The sequence below is a fragment of the Bradyrhizobium sp. WSM4872 genome, from assembly GCF_055811715.1.
In genome coordinates, this window is record NZ_JBVVPT010000001.1 from 423689 (window position 1) to 440465 (window position 16777).

General features: G+C 63.8%; 11 protein-coding genes. 4 read left to right on the forward strand and 7 right to left on the reverse strand.

Going from position 1 to position 16777, the window contains the following annotated elements; all coding sequences use genetic code 11:
- Positions 1–100: 100 nt before the first annotated feature.
- Positions 101–1459 (forward strand): M23 family metallopeptidase, encoded by a 1359-nt coding sequence (locus tag AC0L3C_RS02095; RefSeq protein WP_473407018.1) that lies wholly within the window; start codon positions 101–103, stop codon positions 1457–1459.
- Positions 1460–1496: 37 nt separating this feature from the next.
- Here the strand turns inward: AC0L3C_RS02095 and AC0L3C_RS02100 are convergent, their stop codons facing one another.
- A complete protein-coding gene (locus AC0L3C_RS02100; RefSeq protein ID WP_473407019.1) occupies positions 1497–2135 on the reverse strand; it encodes a TetR/AcrR family transcriptional regulator in 639 nt (212 codons plus the stop codon).
- 214 nt (positions 2136–2349) lie between these two features.
- On the opposite strand from AC0L3C_RS02100, the gene AC0L3C_RS02105 reads away from it, so the two are divergent.
- The 3 genes from AC0L3C_RS02105 to AC0L3C_RS02115 are packed head-to-tail and all read left to right on the forward strand — an operon-like array spanning position 2350 to position 8185.
- A complete protein-coding gene (locus AC0L3C_RS02105; protein WP_473407020.1) occupies positions 2350–3912 on the forward strand; it encodes an efflux transporter outer membrane subunit in 1563 nt (520 codons plus the stop codon).
- 17 nt (positions 3913–3929) lie between these two features.
- On the forward strand, positions 3930–5054 hold the full coding sequence (locus AC0L3C_RS02110) for an efflux RND transporter periplasmic adaptor subunit (RefSeq protein ID WP_473407021.1): 1125 nt from the start codon (positions 3930–3932) through the stop codon (positions 5052–5054).
- Between the two features lie 11 nt (positions 5055–5065).
- On the forward strand, positions 5066–8185 hold the full coding sequence (locus AC0L3C_RS02115) for an efflux RND transporter permease subunit (protein ID WP_473407022.1): 3120 nt from the start codon (positions 5066–5068) through the stop codon (positions 8183–8185).
- A gap of 9 nt (positions 8186–8194) precedes the next feature.
- Here AC0L3C_RS02115 and AC0L3C_RS02120 read toward each other — a convergent pair whose 3' ends face one another.
- From AC0L3C_RS02120 to AC0L3C_RS02145, 6 genes are all read right to left on the reverse strand, one after another.
- Positions 8195–9430, reverse strand: a complete 1236-nt coding sequence (locus tag AC0L3C_RS02120) for an ABC transporter substrate-binding protein (RefSeq protein WP_473256966.1) — start codon at positions 9428–9430, stop codon at positions 8195–8197.
- 108 nt (positions 9431–9538) lie between these two features.
- Positions 9539–10450 (reverse strand): DMT family transporter, encoded by a 912-nt coding sequence (locus AC0L3C_RS02125; protein ID WP_473278041.1) that lies wholly within the window; start codon positions 10448–10450, stop codon positions 9539–9541.
- A 138-nt stretch (positions 10451–10588) separates the two neighbouring features.
- On the reverse strand, positions 10589–11470 hold the full coding sequence (locus AC0L3C_RS02130) for an NAD(P)-dependent oxidoreductase (protein WP_473407023.1): 882 nt from the start codon (positions 11468–11470) through the stop codon (positions 10589–10591).
- Positions 11470–12601, reverse strand: a protein-coding gene (prfB, locus tag AC0L3C_RS02135) for a peptide chain release factor 2 (RefSeq protein WP_473407024.1) whose coding sequence is annotated in 2 segments (ribosomal slippage) — positions 11470–12531 and positions 12533–12601 — 1131 coding nt in all. Because the reading frame shifts where the segments join, the coding sequence is not laid out codon by codon here. The genes AC0L3C_RS02130 and prfB overlap by 1 nt, the downstream gene beginning before the upstream one ends.
- 111 nt (positions 12602–12712) lie before the next feature.
- A complete protein-coding gene (locus AC0L3C_RS02140; RefSeq protein WP_473256970.1) occupies positions 12713–15214 on the reverse strand; it encodes a penicillin-binding protein 1A in 2502 nt (833 codons plus the stop codon).
- Between the two features lie 227 nt (positions 15215–15441).
- The gene (locus tag AC0L3C_RS02145) at positions 15442–16728 is read right to left on the reverse strand and encodes an N-acetylmuramoyl-L-alanine amidase (RefSeq protein WP_473278039.1); all 1287 of its coding nucleotides are present in this window, start codon (positions 16726–16728) and stop codon (positions 15442–15444) included.
- Positions 16729–16777 lie beyond the last annotated feature (49 nt).

Sequence of the window (16777 nt, forward strand, 5' to 3'; positions counted from 1 at the left end):
AAATTCAAACGGTTCCGTTTCCGGAAAATTAACCATGACTGGCCCAGATTGCCGCGGCAATTAGGCCGTACGGACTCATCCGACCGGCGCGGGAGTGCCGATGTTGAAAAGTTCTGCCCAATTCTCGCAGTACCCCCAACATCACCCCCACGACCACGGTCGAGCCTTTCATCGCCGTGCTGCCGCGGTGGCAACCGCGCTCCCCCTTCCGGACACCGACGACGCCTACACCATCGTGCATCACGGCAAGCAGGTTCGCTTGGGGCCTGTGGTGTTCTGGATCGTGGTCGGCACGGTCGTGTTGCTCGGGCTCTGGTCGGCCGCAACCGCCACCTATTTCGCCTTCCGCGACGACGTCCTCACCCGACTGATCGCCCGGCAGGCCGAGATGCAATACGCCTATGAGGACCGCATCGCCGAGCTGCGCGCCAAGGTCGACCGCACCACCAGCCGGCAATTGCTCGACCAGGAGCAGTTCGACCAGAAGCTCGACCAGATCATGAAGCGCCAGACGGCGCTGGAGTCCCGTGCCACGGCGCTCGGGTCCATGCCAGACGTGACCGGATCGATTTCCCGGTCCACCCCGCAGCGTGGCGATGCCAGCCAGACGACGCAGGGCACGCCAAAGCCCTCGCCGATCAGCGACACCGTCATCTTCGTGGCGCCGCCGGATCGCGAAGCGCGGCTCGAATCGCGCGCGCCGAGCCTTGCAGCTCCGCCCGTCAATCAATTCGCCAAGAATCAAGGGTTCGACAACGTCGTCGTTCGGCTCACGACCTCGCTTGACCAGGTCGAGCGTCGCCAGATGGCCGCGCTCAACGCCGTCGAGGAAGGCATGGATTCACGCATGCGCCGGATGCGCGGCGTCGTCAGCGATCTCGGCCTGAACCTCGCAAATCTCGAAGCCGCCGTGCCGCGCACGGCGATGGGCGGGCCTTTCGTACCCGTTAAGCTCACGGCCAGTTCGGGGCCGTTCGAGAAGCAGCTCTATCGCATCAACAGCACCCGCGCCGAGATGGACCGGCTCAATCGCACGCTCGCACTCGTGCCGTATCGCAAGCCCGTCATCGGCGAGGTCGAGTTCACCTCCGGCTTCGGCGTGCGCAGCGATCCGTTCCTGGGCCGGCCCGCGATGCACACCGGGCTCGACTTCCGCGCCGCGAGCGGCGATCCCGTTCGCGTCACCGCCAACGGCAAGGTCGTCTCGGCCGGCTGGTCCGGCGGCTACGGCCGCATGATCGAGGTCGATCACGGCAATGGCCTTGCGACGCGCTACGGCCATCTCTCCGAGATCAATGTCCGGGTCGGCGAGATCGTCAAGATCGGCCAGGTCGTTGGTCTCGTCGGCTCGACCGGACGTTCGACCGGCCCGCATCTGCATTACGAGACCCGCATCGACGGCGAAGCGGTCGATCCGCAGAAGTTCCTGCGCGCCGGTGTGCGTCTCAGCGCAGGCTAGAGCTGGCCTCTTCCTTCATGCGATATGCGTGAGAATTTCAGCCGCGAGGCTGACACGCTTTCAGGAAGAGATTGAGTCCCGCCTCGATCTCCTGCTCGATCATTCCTTCCGTGAGCTCGTTGAGACCCAGCACGATCAGCAGCGGCAGCTCGCCGCGGATCAGGCTCAGGAATTGTCTGGCGGCTGCGATCGGCTCGTCAAATTCCAGCAGCTTCGCCGCCCTCGCCTCTTCGAGAAAATGAGAGAGCCGCCGGATCGTCGCTTCGGGTCCGCTTTCATAGAACAGCCGCGCGAGCACGGGAAAGCGTCCGCTTTCATTGGCGATGATGCGGACGAAGGCGACGTCTTTCCGGTCGATGAAGGTGCGGACGTATTGCCTGGCGAACTCCCTCAGCGCCTCGGAGAGTCCGGCCGACAGTTTGGGCATCGGCAGGTCGTGTTGCAGGCTGTCGCATTCCGCCACGATCAACGAGGCGAACAAGGCTTCCTTGCTAGGGAAATACGCATAGAGCGTTGCTTTCGACACGCCGGCGGCCTTCGCGATGGCGTCCATGCTGGTTGCGGAAAAGCCGTGGTCGAGAAACAGCTGCCAAGCCGCGCGAATGACAGTTTCCATCTTGCGGCCCGCCGGCGCGCTCGGCTGCTCAGCAGCGGGATGGGCGATCGTTTCGATCAATGATGGCACTCCGTCGGGTCACGAATCGGTGTCGCTGCCGCCAGCGCGCAGAATGACGCCGCATCAACGAGTTGAAAGAACAAACAACCTGATCCTGGGGACTCCGCGTACATCAAAATGTTTGATGCTGCAATAAAACTAAACAGTTCAGTACTGTTGACAATCCGGGCAGGGCCGGTCAAGTACTAAACGGTTCAGTTTAATAAGGCGGCGGATGTCGGCGAGAACATTGCTCCAAACAGGTACTTTACTACCGCTCATTCAGGCTGCCCTTTCCCTTGGCGGCTGCGCGGTAGGCCCCGATTTCGAGTCCCCGGCCGCCCCAGCGGTGAGCGGTTACACGGCGGGCCGACTGCCCGCGACGCAAAGCGCGGACGGCCCCGGCGGCATGGCGCAACGGTTCTCGTACGGCGCCGATGTGCCCGCGGTGTGGTGGCAGGTGTTCCGCTCGCGTCAGATCGAAGCCTTCGTCCGGGAAGCGATCGACAACCATCCCGACCTCTCAGCGGCGCAGGCTGCGCTGCGCCAGGCCCGCGAAGTTGCCGCGGCAGATACCAGCGCGCTGCTGCCGTCCATCACCGGGGACAGCAGCGTGACACGCAACGAAGTACCGCTGGCACAATCCGGACAAGCCGGGCCATCGTCTCTGTACACCCTCTACAAGACTTCGGTCCCGGTTTCCTTCACGCCGGACATCTTCGGCGGCAAGGCGCGGGGCATCGAGGCGGATCTTGCCAATGCGGACTATCAGCGCTTCCAGCTCGAGGCGACCTACCTGACATTGACCGCAAACGTCGTGACGACCGCGATCAGCGATGCGTCCTACGCGGCGCAAATTCGGGTGACCCAGGAGCAGATCGACGGTCAGCGTCAGCTGGTCGCGTTGCTCGACCAGCAGTTTGCCCTCGGCGCCGTCGCCAACAGCGATGTCCTGACTCAGAAGGCCCAACTGGCGCAGACGATTGCGACGCTGCCGCCGCTGCAGAAATCCCGCGCGCAAAATCGCAACCAGCTGATGGCTTATCTCGGCCGGCTGCCGAGCCAGGACAGGGGCGAGGCGGTGCCGCTGGCAAATCTGCGCTTGCCGCGCGATCTGCCGGTCAGCGTACCGTCATTGCTGGTGCGGCAGCGCCCGGACGTTCGTGCCGCCGAAAGTCAGGTTCATCAGGCCAGCGCGAATGTTGGTGTCGCCACAGCCAACATGCTCCCAAACGTGACGCTGTCGGCCTCGGGTGGCAGCTCCGCGGTGGCGCTGTCGGGACTCTATGGTCCGCAATCGGCAGCCTGGAGCGTGGCGGCGAGTGTGACGGGCCCCATCTTCGATGCCGGTGCCCTGTTCCACACCAAGGAGTCCAAGGTCGCAGCTTTGGAGCAGAGCGGCGCAAAGTATCGCTCGACCGTGATCACCGCGTTCCAGAATGTCGCCGACGCGCTCCGCGCGATCCAATCGGATGCCGATCTGCTGAAGGCTCAGTTCGAGGCGGAAAGGGCCTCCGCCGAAAGCCTGAAGATGTCCCAAGCCCAATTCAAGGCCGGCTCCACCACCTTCATCTCCGTCATCAACGCCGAACAGACGCTGCTGACGGCACGGATCAACCGCGTGAAGGCGCAGGCCTCGCGCTATGCCGACACCGTGGCGCTGTACCAATCGCTGGGCGGCGGCTGGTGGAATCGTGTCGATGAAACTCCGGCGGCCGAGGCAAAGTCCGCAGGCATCGCCGCAATATTCGTTCCCGCAGGCGCCCTGCCGGCACAGCCGACCCCACCAGCCAACTGATCCGAGAGTCCGAAGCCATGTTGAAGCGCATGATGATCATGCTGTGTGTCGTCGGTGCGGTGTTCGCCGCGTTGGCTTGGTTCGTCAATTTCCGCGCCGGCATGATCAGGCAAGCCATGGCTGCCCTCGCCGATCCGCCGCAGACGGTGTCGACCACCACTGCGGTGCTCAGCGACTGGCAGTCGGCCCTGACCGCCATCGGCACGTTCCGCGCGGTGAACGGTGCCGATCTCTCGCTCCAGCAGTCCGGCATCGTGGACAGCGTGCACTTCGAGTCGGGCACGGATGTCGCCGCGGGTGACGTGTTGCTCGATTTGCGCAAAGAGGATGACATCGCCAAGCTGCAATCCCTGCAGGCCACCGCTGACGGCTCCGCCATCACGTTGCGGCGCGATCAGGGTCAGTTGAAGATCAGTGCGGTCAGCCAGGCCACGGTCGACAGTGATCTCGTGAACGAGCGCAACGCTTTGGCACTGGTGGCGCAGCAGCAGGCGCTGCTCGATCAAAAGACCCTGAAGGCACCGTTTGCGGGGCGGCTCGGCGTGCGTCAGGTCGACGTCGGCCAATATCTCACCGCGGGCACCGCCATCGTCACGTTGCAGGCGCTCGACCGCCTCTTTGTCGACTTCACGCTGCCGCAGCAGGCGGTCGATCAGGTCAAGGTTGGCCAGCAGGTCGTTGCGCGCATGGACGCGTTTCCCGGGCGCACCTTCAAGGGCGTCGTGCAGGCGTTCAATTCCAAGGTCGATCAAGCCAGCCGCAACGTTCAGGTCCGTGCGATCTTCGACAATGCGGATCGCAAGCTCCTGCCCGGCATGTTCGCGCGGATCGACCTCAACATCGGCCAAGCCGCGAGCTACGTCACGCTGCCGCAGACCGCCATCGTCTACAACACCTACGGAGATTCCGTGTACCTCGCAGTCAAGAGTGAGGACGCGGGCAAGCAGGGGCTGGTCGCCCGCCAGACCTTCGTCAAAACCGGCGCCGCCCGCGGCGATCAAGTGGCGGTGATCTCGGGTCTCGACCAGGGCGCGACCGTCGTCACCGCCGGCCAGATCAAGCTGCGCAATGGCACCCTGCTGAAGGTCGACAACTCCATTGCCGTGGCGAACGATCCTAGTCCGGCACCCGCCGATCAGTGAGGAGCGAGAACGTGTCCTTTACCGACCTCTTCATTCGTCGGCCGGTGCTTGCGATCGTCGTCAGCCTGATGATCCTGGTGCTGGGTCTCAAGTCGATGACTTCGCTGCCGATCCTGCAATATCCGCGGACCCAGAATGCGATCGTCACCGTGACGACGACGTATTACGGCGCGGATCCTGCGATCGTCGCCGGCTTCATCACCACGCCGCTGGAGAACGCCATCGCGCAGGCCAACGGCATCGACTACATGACGTCGAACAGCCAGTCGAGCACCTCGACAATCACGGTCAATCTGCGGCTGAACTTCGACTCCGGCAAGGCGCTGACCGAGATCAACACCAAGGTGAACTCGGTGCTCAATCAGCTTCCGAGCGGCGCGCAACAGCCGGTGCTGACGGTCAAGGTCGGTCAGACCATCGACGCCATGTATCTCGGCTTCAGCAGCGACCTGCTGGCGCCGAACCAGATCACCGACTACCTGATCCGGGTGGTGCAGCCGAAACTGCAGGCGGTGTCGGGTGTGCAGACCGCGGAATTGCTCGGCAACAAGACCTTCGCGCTGCGGGCCTGGCTCGATCCGATCAAGCTTGCGGCCTACGGGCTGACCGCATCGGACGTCTCGACCGCGCTGTCCGGCAACGATTACATCGCCGGGCTCGGCACCACCAAGGGCCAAATGGTGCAGGTCAACCTGACGGCCGCGACCAACCTGAAGTCGCTGCAGGAGTTTCGCGACCTGGTCGTGAAGCAGGCCGGCGCCTCCAACGTCAAGCTGTCGGACGTAGCCAACGTCACCCTGGGCTCCGAAGATTACGACTCGTCGGTCGGCTTCAACGGCAAGCGGGCGGTCTATATCGGCATCCAGGTGGCGCCGAACGCCAACTTGCTCGACGTCATCAAGGGCATCCGCGCGGTCTATCCCGATATCAGGGCGCAGCAGCCGGAGGGGCTGAAGTCCGAGATCATCTATGACTCCACCGAATTCGTGAACAGCTCGATCGACGAGGTGATTCATACCCTGATCGAAGCACTTCTGATCGTCACCGTGGTCGTCTTCCTGTTCCTCGGCTCGTGGCGCTCGGTGCTGATTCCGGTGATCGCAATTCCGCTCTCGCTGGTCGGCACCTTCACCCTGCTGCTGGCGCTCGGTTTCTCGATCAACCTGCTGACGCTGCTCGCGCTGGTGCTCGCGATCGGGCTTGTGGTCGACGACGCCATCATCGTGGTCGAGAACGTCAATCGGCATCTGGCGGAGGGCGCGAAGCCGTTGCAGGCCGCGATCGCCGCCGCGCGCGAGCTTGCCGGTCCGATCGTGGCCATGACCGTGGTGCTGATCGCGGTCTACGTGCCGATCGGATTCCAGGGCGGCCTGACCGGAGCGCTCTTCACCGAGTTCGCTTTTACCCTTGCCGGCGCAGTCGCGGTGTCGGCCGTCGTCGCGCTGACGCTGACGCCGATGTGCTGCGCCTACATCCTCAAGCCGCCGACGAGCGGCAAGCCGACGCTCGACGATCGCATCGTCGCCTTCATCGATGCCCGGATGGAGACGTTGCAGCATCGATACCGGCGCCTGCTCGCCGGCAGCCTGACGACGATCCCGGTCACGGTCGTGTTCGCGGCCCTGGTCCTGAGCAGCATCTACTGGCTCTACATCAACGCCAAGAACGAGCTGGCGCCGGAGGAGGATCAGGGCGCGATCCTGATGCAGTCGACGCTGGCGCCGACCGCAACGCTGCAGCAGAAGCTGCTGTATTCGGCCGAGGTCTACCGCCGCATTTCCGCCTATGCTGAAACCGCCGGCGTGTTTCAGCTCGATCTCGTCGGCAGCTCGATTGCAGGCTGGGTGCTGAAGCCCTGGGACAAGCGCGACAAGACCGCGGCGGAACTGCAGCCGGTGCTGCAACAGGAGATGGCCGGGGTCGCCGGAGCCAAGATCGTGGCGTTCCAACTGCCGCCGCTGCCAGGCGCGAGCGGCCTCCCGATCCAGTTCGTGATCCAGACCACCGACCCCTTCGAGCGGATTGACGGCATCGCCAAAGCGTTCACCGCCGAGGCCCTGAAGACCGGCAAGTTCATCTTCCTCGACAACGACTTGAAGGTGGACCAGCCGCAAACCACAGTGCTGATCGATCGGGAAAAGACCGCACAGCTCGGACTGAAGCTCAGCGATGTCGGCGGTGCCCTCGGCAACATGCTGGGCGGCGGGTATGTCAACTATTTCGGCCTGGACGGTCGCTCCTACAAGGTGATCCCGCAGGTTGAGCAACGCCAGCGACTGAACGCCGATCAGGTGCTGAACTACTACATCAAGACCTCCGACGGCACGTCCGTTCCGCTCTCGACGGTGGCGTCGCTGAAAACGACCACGGTTCCGCAATCCCTGAACCATTTCCAGCAGGTCAATGCCGCCACTATCTCCGGCGTGGCCATGCCGGGCGTGATTACCGGCGAAGCGCTCGCAACGCTGAAGGAGATCGCCGACCGAACCCTGCCCAAAGGCTACAGCATCGACTACGGCGGACAGTCGCGCCAGTTCATCCAGGAATCATCCGGCTTCGCCGCCACCTTCGGATTTGCCCTGATCATCATCTTTCTGGCGCTGTCGGCGCAGTTCGAAAGCTTCCGCGATCCCCTCATCATCCTGGTCTCGGTGCCGATGTCGATCGCGGGCGCCCTGATCTTCATCATGCTGGGCATCAAGGGCGCGAGCCTGAACATCTACACCGAGGTCGGCCTCGTGACGCTGATGGGACTGATCAGCAAGCACGGCATTCTCATCGTCGAGTTCGCCAACGAGCTGCAGCATGCCGGCCGCTCCAAGCGCGATGCGGTCATCGAAGCCACCTCCATCCGGCTGCGCCCGATCCTGATGACGACGGCGGCGATGGTGATCGGCGTCATGCCGCTGATCACCGCATCCGGTGCCGGCGCAGCGTCGCGCTTCAACATGGGGCTGGTGATCGCCTCCGGACTGTCGATTGGGACGCTGTTCACCCTGTTCGTGGTGCCGGCGTTCTACATTCTGCTTGCCGCCGATCATTCCGCGGCGACAGGCGACGCGGCGAAACGCGATGCGGCCGGCCTCGGAACGAACGGCGAGGCGCACGTACTCCAGGAGGGAAGCACGTGACGGCCCTGACTACTGGCCCCGCTCGTGGCCGACCTCACCGGTGATGACGTCGCCGAACAGCTCCCAGGCCTGCCCGTTGAAGCGCATCAGCTGCATCTGCTCGATCGGGAAATAATCGTCGGCCGAGGTGTTGACCATGATGCCGGGCAGCATCAGGTCGGTGTGGAAATCTTTCAGGTTCGTGGCCTGCTTCATCACGTTGTCACGCGTGAGATTGTCGCCGCACTGCTTCAGCACCTGCGCCATCGCCTCTGCCTGGACGTAGCCATAAAGGTTGTTGGCGTTGGTCTTGTCCCCTTCGGGATAGTACTTGTCCATGAAGGTGCGCCACGCGATCACGGCCGGATCCTTGTCCCAGGTCGGGTCGGTCGGATCTTTCAAATATGCGGTCGAGATGATGTCCTTGGAATAGTCGAGCCCGGCGGGCTTGAGCACAGAGGCGATCGACGTAGCCGTATTGGCCAGGAAGAATTTCGGCTTCCAGCCGAGCTCGCCGACCTTCCGGATCGCCTGCGCCGATCCCTTTGGCGCGGCCCAGGAGAAGAAGATGTCGGCGCCGGAATCGTGCAAGGCGACGATCTGCGAGTCGATCGAGGGATCGCTGACCTCATAGGATTTGTCGGCGATGATCATATTGGCCTTGTCGCCGAGCCCGTCCTTCAGGCCCTTGAACTGGTCCTTGCCGGCGTCGTCGTTCTGCCAGAACACCGCGATCTTGCTGTTCGGAAACTTGTCACGGATATATTTCGCGTAGATCCGCCCCTCGCTCTGGTAGTTCGGCTGGAATCCCATGGTCCATGGGAAATTCTTTGGGTCGCCGAACTTGGTGCCGCCGGAGGCAACGAAGAGCTGCGGCACCTTCTTCGAATTCATGTATTTCATGATCGCGGAGTTCGAAGGCGTGCCGAGCGGCTGGAAGATCAGCAACACCTCGTCGCTCTCAACCAGCTTGCGCGCTTGCTCGATCGCCTTCGGCGGCGAATAGGCGTCGTCATAGCTGATGAAATTGATCTTGCGCCCGTTGATGCCGCCCTGGTCGTTGATCATCTTGAAGAACGCGGCCTCGGTCTTGCCGATCACGCCATAGGACGACGCCGGCCCGCTATAGGGCATGATATTGCCGAGCTTGATTTCGGTGTCGGTCGCTCCGGGGTCATATTTCTTCTGCGCCAGGGCCGGTGTCGAGACGAGCACGCCGGCAGCAAGAATGGCGAGGGCAGCAAGGTTATTGCGACGACCCGGCATCGTTCTCTCCCCTGTGTTCTGTAGTCTTGTTTTGCCGAGAGTGTCGCAAGGCCGCCTGCGGCTGGCAAGCGCCGCGATTTTCCGTGAGGTGAAACGGCGGATCTGGAACTATGTGCCGCGCCGCAGCAGGTTCAGAACGCGCCCATCGATCACCAGCAACGCGCTGCCGATCACGATCGCGCCCGCGATCTCACGCATGGCGATCGGCTCGCCCAGCACCAGCGATCCCAGAAGAACGGCGGTGACGGGAATGAGCAGCGTCACCAGCATCACATTGGTCGCGCCCGACCGCCGCAGGATCTGGAAGAAGACGATGTAGGCGAGCGCCGTCGACAGGCCGGCAAGGCCAAGCACCGCGAGCCAAATCGTCACGCCCGGCATCGGGAGACGCCACGGCTGCTCCACCACGCCGGCGACGATCGCCATCATCACCGTGGAAGCCATCAGTTGATATGCTGCCGTCCCCAGCGGCGGGGAGTCCTTCAACAACCGTCGCGCTGCCAATGCCGCAAAACCATAGCTGAAGGCGCCGCCGAGGCAGAGCAGGATGCCCAGCCCCTGCCCCTCCCGTGTTTCAACGCCCCATCCGCGCAGGATGATCACGCCGGCGAGGCCCAGTGCCACGCCGACAACGCGCCGCAGCCGCAAGGCCTCTTCGCCTGCCGCCGCCATCACGATCACCGTGAACAGCGGCGTGGTGGCATTCAGGATCGACGCCAGCCCGCTTGGAATGAAAGTCTGGCCCATCACGATCAGCGAGAATGGGACGACGTTGTTGAGGAGCCCAATCGCGACGAACGGTTTCCAGCCGGCGATGCCCTTGGGAAAACCGATGCCGTGCATGCGGAGCAGCGGCAGCAGAATGGCCGCGCCAAGGGCAACGCGCAAAAGCACCAGCGTGAGCGGCGGCAATTCCCGCAGCGCCGTGCCGTTGAAAAAGAACGAGCCGCCCCAGAGCGCCGAGAGCACAGCGAGCAGCGACCAGTCTCGCGCGTCGATACGGTTGTCGTTCGGGGACATGGCGTCTCATGACGGTGGCCGAGACAGCCGCCTAAGACAACACGGCGAACAGCGCCACCCGATTTCCGACGACGCACCCGTTTACAAGACCGATGCTCGAAAGAGGCGAACGAGGCTGCCCCATGTCGATGTGATCCGCTAGGACAGCCTCTTCGGCCGCGACACCAGCTCGATCATCTTGCCTTCGTCGTCGTCAGGCATCACGGCCTTGGCCTGCGCGTAGGCCTCGACCGCGGCGCGCGCGACCAGCGGCTTGTCGGCCAGCAGGCTCTCGGCGAGTTTCACGGCGTAAGCGGCATCCTTGTGCCGCAGCGCCGCCGTGAATGTCGCGCCGGAAAAATCGCGGGCGACCATGCGCTTGGAGTGTCGTTGCACCTGCGGACTTGCGGCGACGCCCGCCTGAATCGAGTCCAGCACCAGATTCATGTCCAGGCCGGCCTGCTCGGCGATGGCAAGTCCCTCGGCGAGGCCGGCGATCTGAATCGCGCCCATCAGATTGTTGATCAGCTTGTAGACGGTGCCGGCGCCGACCGCGCCGAAATGGCGGATGGTCGAGCCGATCGGTGTCAGATAGGGCCGCGCGCGTTCGAGATCGGCGGCATCGGCACCAACGAGCAGCGTCAGCTTTCCGCTTGCTGCAGCGTCCGGCAATCCCGTCACCGGGCAATCGATATAGATCAGGCCGCGCCCGTTCATTTCGCGGCCCATCTCGCGCGCATGGTCATAGGAGACGGTGGAGCATTCGATCGCGATGGTGCCGGCCTTCGCGGTCTTGGCCGCGCCCTTGGGCCCGAGCCAGACCGCGCGCGAGGCCTCGTCATCGGCGACCATGGTCACGACGGCGTCGGCGTCGATCGCCGCGTCTTCAGGCGAGGTCGCCCACTGCGCGCCGCGCGCGATCAGGTCTTCAGCTTTTGTTTTGCTGCGATTCCACAGCGTCACCGTGAAGCCTGCATCGAGATAGCGACCGGCCATGCCATGGCCCATCCGTCCAAGTCCGACGAAGGCGATGCGGGGCATCAGTCGACGTCCTCGATGTCGGCGCCGGGGGTGCCGAAGGCGCGCTGCGCCAGGGTCGCGGCCATGAAGTCGTCGAGATCGCCGCCGAGCACGCCTGATGTGTCGGAGGTCTGCACACCCGTGCGCAGGTCCTTCACCATCTGGTAGGGCTGGAGCACGTAGGAGCGGATCTGGTGGCCCCAGCCGATGTCGGTCTTGGCGGCTTGGTCGGCGGCGGCTTTCTCTTCACGCCGCTTCAGCTCGATCTGGTAAAGCCGTGCGCGCAACATGTCCCAGGCCTGCGCCTTGTTCTTGTGCTGCGAGCGGCCGGCCTGGCAAACCACGGCGACGCCGGTCGGAATGTGCGTCAGGCGCACCGCGGACTCGGTCTTGTTGACGTGCTGGCCGCCGGCACCACCGGAGCGCATGGTGTCGACGCGGACGTCGGATTCCTTGATGTCGATCTTGATGGTATCGTCGATCACCGGAAACACGGCAACCGACGAGAACGAGGTGTGCCGCCGCGCGTTGGAATCGAATGGCGAGATCCGCACCAGGCGGTGCACGCCCGCCTCGGTCTTGAGCCAACCATAGGCATTGTGACCGGAGACCTGGATGGTCGCGGACTTGATGCCGGCCTCTTCGCCCTCGGACTCTTCCAGCACCTCGACCTTGAAGCCGTGGGTTTCGGCCCAGCGCGAGTACATGCGGAGCAGCATCTGCGCCCAGTCCTGGCTCTCGGTGCCACCGGCGCCGGCATGGACTTCGAGATAGGAATCGAAACCGTCGGCCTCGCCCGAGAGCAGCGCCTCGAGCTCGCGCCGGGCGACTTCCTTCTTGAGGGTCTTCAGCGCGGCTTCGGCTTCCTTGACGACGCCCTCATCGCCCTCGGCTTCGCCGAGCTCGATCATGCCGATGTCGTCTTCGAGCTCCTGCTCGACCTTGCCGATGCCGGAGAGCGCATCCTCGAGCGAGGTGCGCTCCTGCATCAATTTCTGGGCTTTCTGGGGATCGTTCCAGAGGTAGGGATCTTCTGCGAGCTTGTTCAGCTCAGCGAGGCGCGCCGTCGATTTCTCGACGTCAAAGATGCCTCCTCAGCAGCCCGACAGACTGCTTGATCTCTTCTACCAACCGTTCGATTTCGGCGCGCATGGGATTCTCTGGTCTCGCGGAATTGTTCCGCGTTGAATTGCAACGGGATGTAGCGGCGGCGGCTGCAAAGCGCAACCGCCGCGGCGACGAACGTCTGTCTTGTCCTATGCCTTAGTACAGCCCGCCGGTGCCCGGCCGCATGAAGAAACCGGAATCCGGCTGCTGCTGCTGCGACGCCGGCATCCGGCCGTCGGCATCGGCAACGCCGATGACCGAATAATTATCCGGCGGCGCCGTGCCCGGCTTGAAGGCTTCGAGGATGGTTCCGCCGGTCTCGCCCGGACCGGCGCGCATGCCGGTCTTGGCGACGACCCGCACCAGCTTGATGCCGGCCGGCACCTTGAACGGGACCGCGGGCTTGTCGGCGAGCGCGAGCTGGAGGAAGTCGCGCGCGATGGGAGCTGCGAGATGGCCACCGGTCGCGGCGTTACCCTTGCCGAGCGGACGCGGCTTGTCGTAGCCCATATAGATGGCGACGGCGACATCGGGCGAGAAGCCGACGAACCAGGCGTCCTTGGCCTCGTTGGTGGTGCCGGTCTTGCCGGCGATCGGCTTGCCGACCTGCTTGACCACGGTCGCGGTGCCGGCCTGGACCACGCCTTCCATCAACTCGGTGATCTGATAGGCGGTCATGGAATCCAGCACCTGCTCGCGGCGGTCGATCAGCTGCGGCTCGTTCTGGTTTTTCCAACCGCCCGGCGCGTCGCAGCCGCGGCATTCGCGCTGGTCGTGCTTGAAGATGGTGTGGCCGTAGCGATCCTGGATCCGGTCGATCAGAGTCGGCTTCACCCGGCGGCCGCCATTGGCGAGCATCGAATAGGCCGTGACCATGCGCATCGCCGTGGTCTCGCCAGCGCCGAGCGCGTAGGAGAGATAGTTCGGCAGTTCGTCATAGACGCCAAAGCGGCGGGCATACTCGCCGATCAGGGGCATGCCGATGTCCTGGGCGAGGCGCACCGTCACCGTGTTGAGCGACTGCCGCAGCGCATTGCGCAGCGTCACCGGCCCCTGGAACTTGCCCGAGGAGAAGTTTTCAGGCCGCCACACGCCCGCGCCCTGGCCCTGGTCGATTTCGATCGGCGCGTCGAGCACGACAGTCGAGGGCGTATAGCCGTTGTCGAGCGCGGCCGAATAGACGATCGGCTTGAACGACGAACCGGGCTGCCGATAGGCCTGAGTGGCGCGGTTGAACTGGCTCTGGTCGAACGAGAAGCCGCCGACCATTGCCAGCACGCGACCGGTCCAGGGGTCCATGACCACCATCGCGCCGGACACTTCGGGGATCTGGCGCAGCCGGTACTGACCTTCGACAGGCTGGGCGTCCTTGTACAGCGGATCGGCGTAGATCACGTCGCCGGGCTGGAGCACCTGCGACACTGCGCTTGCCGCCCTGCCCTTCGTGGCGCCGGACGCCGACTTTGCCCATTTGATGCCGTCGAGCGTGATAAGGCCGGTCTCGCGCTGCTTGCTCACCGCGCCGCCGAGCTCGCGGCTCGGCTGGAAGCCGATGCGCGCCGACTGGTCGCTGGTCTCCAGCACCACGGCCATGCGCCACGGCGAGATATCGGACAGAGACTTGATCTCGGCGAGCTTCACGCCCCAGTCGCCCGAAATGTCGAGCTTGCTGATGGCGCCCCGATAACCCTGCTGCTCGTCATAGTTCACGAGACCGGCGACCATGGTCTTGCGCGCCATGACCTGGATCTTCGGATCGAGCGTGGTGCGGACCGAGAGGCCGCCCTCGTACAGCTTCTTCTCGCCATAGCGCTCGAAGATGTCGCGGCGCACTTCCTCGGCGAAATATTCGCCGGCGAATGTGTGGGCGCCGTTGGAACGGCTGGTAACGACCAGCGGCTCCTTGCGCGCCTTGTCGGCGTCGGCCTGCTTGACCCAGCCGTTCTCAACCAGACGATCGATCACGTAATTGCGGCGCTCGATGGCGCGGTCGCGGTTGCGAACGGGATGCAGCGTCGCGGGCATCTTCGGCAGCGCCGCGAGATAGGACGCTTCCGCCACCGTCAGCTCGTTCACCGACTTGTCGAAATAAACCAGCGACGCAGCCGCGATGCCGTAGGCGCCGAGGCCCAGATAGATTTCATTCAGATACAGCTCGAGGATCTTGTCCTTCGAGTAGGTCTTCTCGATCCGCATCGCCAGCAAGGCTTCCTTGATCTTGCGCGCGAAGGAGACCTCGTTGGTCAGAAGGAAGTTCTTGGCGACCTGCTGGGTGATCGTGGAAGCGCCCTGCGGACGGCGATTGGAGCCGTAATTCTGGATGTAGACCACGCCGGCGCGCGCCATGCCGGTATAGTCGATGCCGCCATGCTCGTAGAAATTCTTGTCCTCGGCCGCGAGGAAGGCGTTGATCACAAGTTTCGGCACCGCCTGGATCGGCAGGTACAGCCGCCGCTCCTTGGCGTACTCGCCGAGCAGCGAGCCGTCGGTCGCGTGCACGCGGGTCATCACCGGCGGCTCGTAATCCTGAAGCTGAGAGTAGTCCGGCAAGTCCTTGGAGAAATGCCAGATCAGGCCTGCGACGGCACCGACCCCCACAAGGAACAACACCGTTCCCGCGGCGAACAGGAAGCCCATGAACCGCACCAGCAAGCGCATTATCTGTTTATCCGTTCAAACTCTGGATCAGCCCAAAGATCAGCCTCTGGCACCGAAACAGGCGCCAAACCATCGTGAATTCACCGGCCTTACTCAATACTATCAGCACCGGACTCAAGACGCTTGCCGAGCGGGATTCTCGCCGATTCCGGAACCCCCTGCGGCGTTTTTATAAAGCGCCCGCTGTGGCCAAACTAGGGCTTTTGCGGCGGGACGGAAAATCACTCTCAATTCGAGGACCCGGCCGTAGCCATCCGTTTCGCCAAAAACCCGTCGATCGCCTGCGCCATCGAGCCCACGGCACGTGACCGCCATCCCTCGGAGACCAGATGCTCGAGGTCGCCCTTGTTGGAGACATAACCGATCTCGACCAGGACCGACGGCACGTCGGGCGCCTTCAGCACCCGGAAGCCGGCCGACTTCAGGGGATGCTTGTGCATGCGCACCGTCGACTTCATTTCGCCCATCAACAGGCGGGCAAAACGACTTGAAAAGGTGCGGGTTTCCCGCTGGGTGAGATCGATCAGGATGTCGGCGACATCGGTCGGCTCCTCCGCGAGGTTGAAGCCGGCGATGGCGTCCGCCCGGTTTTCAGCATCCGCGAGCCGCTGCGCCTCGGCGTCGGAAGCCTTGTCGGACAACGTGTAGATGGTCGCGCCCTGCGCATCGCCCTCGGCGCGCGGCAGCGCGTCGGCATGGATCGAGACGAACAGCGCCGCCTTGAGGCTGCGGGCGACTTTGACCCGGTCGTTGAGCGGGATGAAGGTGTCGTCGTCCCGTGTCATCACCACGCGATATTTGCCGGTCTTTTCCAGCCGTTCGCGCAGCGCCAGGCCGAACGCCAGCACCAGATTCTTCTCGCTCTCACCGCTCGACTGCGTGCCGTTGTCGATGCCGCCATGGCCGGGATCGATGACGACCACCGCGCGGCCATCGGCCTTCTGCCCGGCTTCAGGGTGTGCAGATGCGGGAACCGTCGCGGGCAGCGGATCGGCAATTGCCGGCCGCAGCTCAGGACGGTTGTCCGGAGCCAGCGACGGCACGAAGGCGGTGCGCTCGACCTCCTCCATTTCGAGCACCAGCCGCGCCGGCTGACCATTGGCAGCCTCCACCACGTAGGAATTGGCGATCTTGGCCGGGCCGGTCAGGTCGAACACGATTCGGGAGCCGCCGGGCATCACCAGCCCATAGCGGAAGGCCTTGACCAGTCCGCGTCCGCCGGACCCGGTGCCGGCGGGAAGTTGAAAGTTGACCTGGGGAACGTCGACCACCACCCGGTATGGGTCGGCCAGCGTGACGGCGCGGAAGCTAACGGTCTGGTCGATGTCGAGGACAAAGCGCGTTTGCTTGCCGTCACCGGCCAGCCGGGCGGCCGAGGCCGTCGGGAAATTCGCTGATGCAACAGGGGTTTGGCTTTCCGCGGCCTTCAGGCGCGAGGAATCAGCACACGGCAATGCCGCCGCACAGAGCAGCACGCATCCCAGCAAGATCCTTTGATTTGCGCGGCTCGCCACCGATTCCGTGCCTCCGAGCAGCCTCTTTAACGCAATAGAACCACAGGGT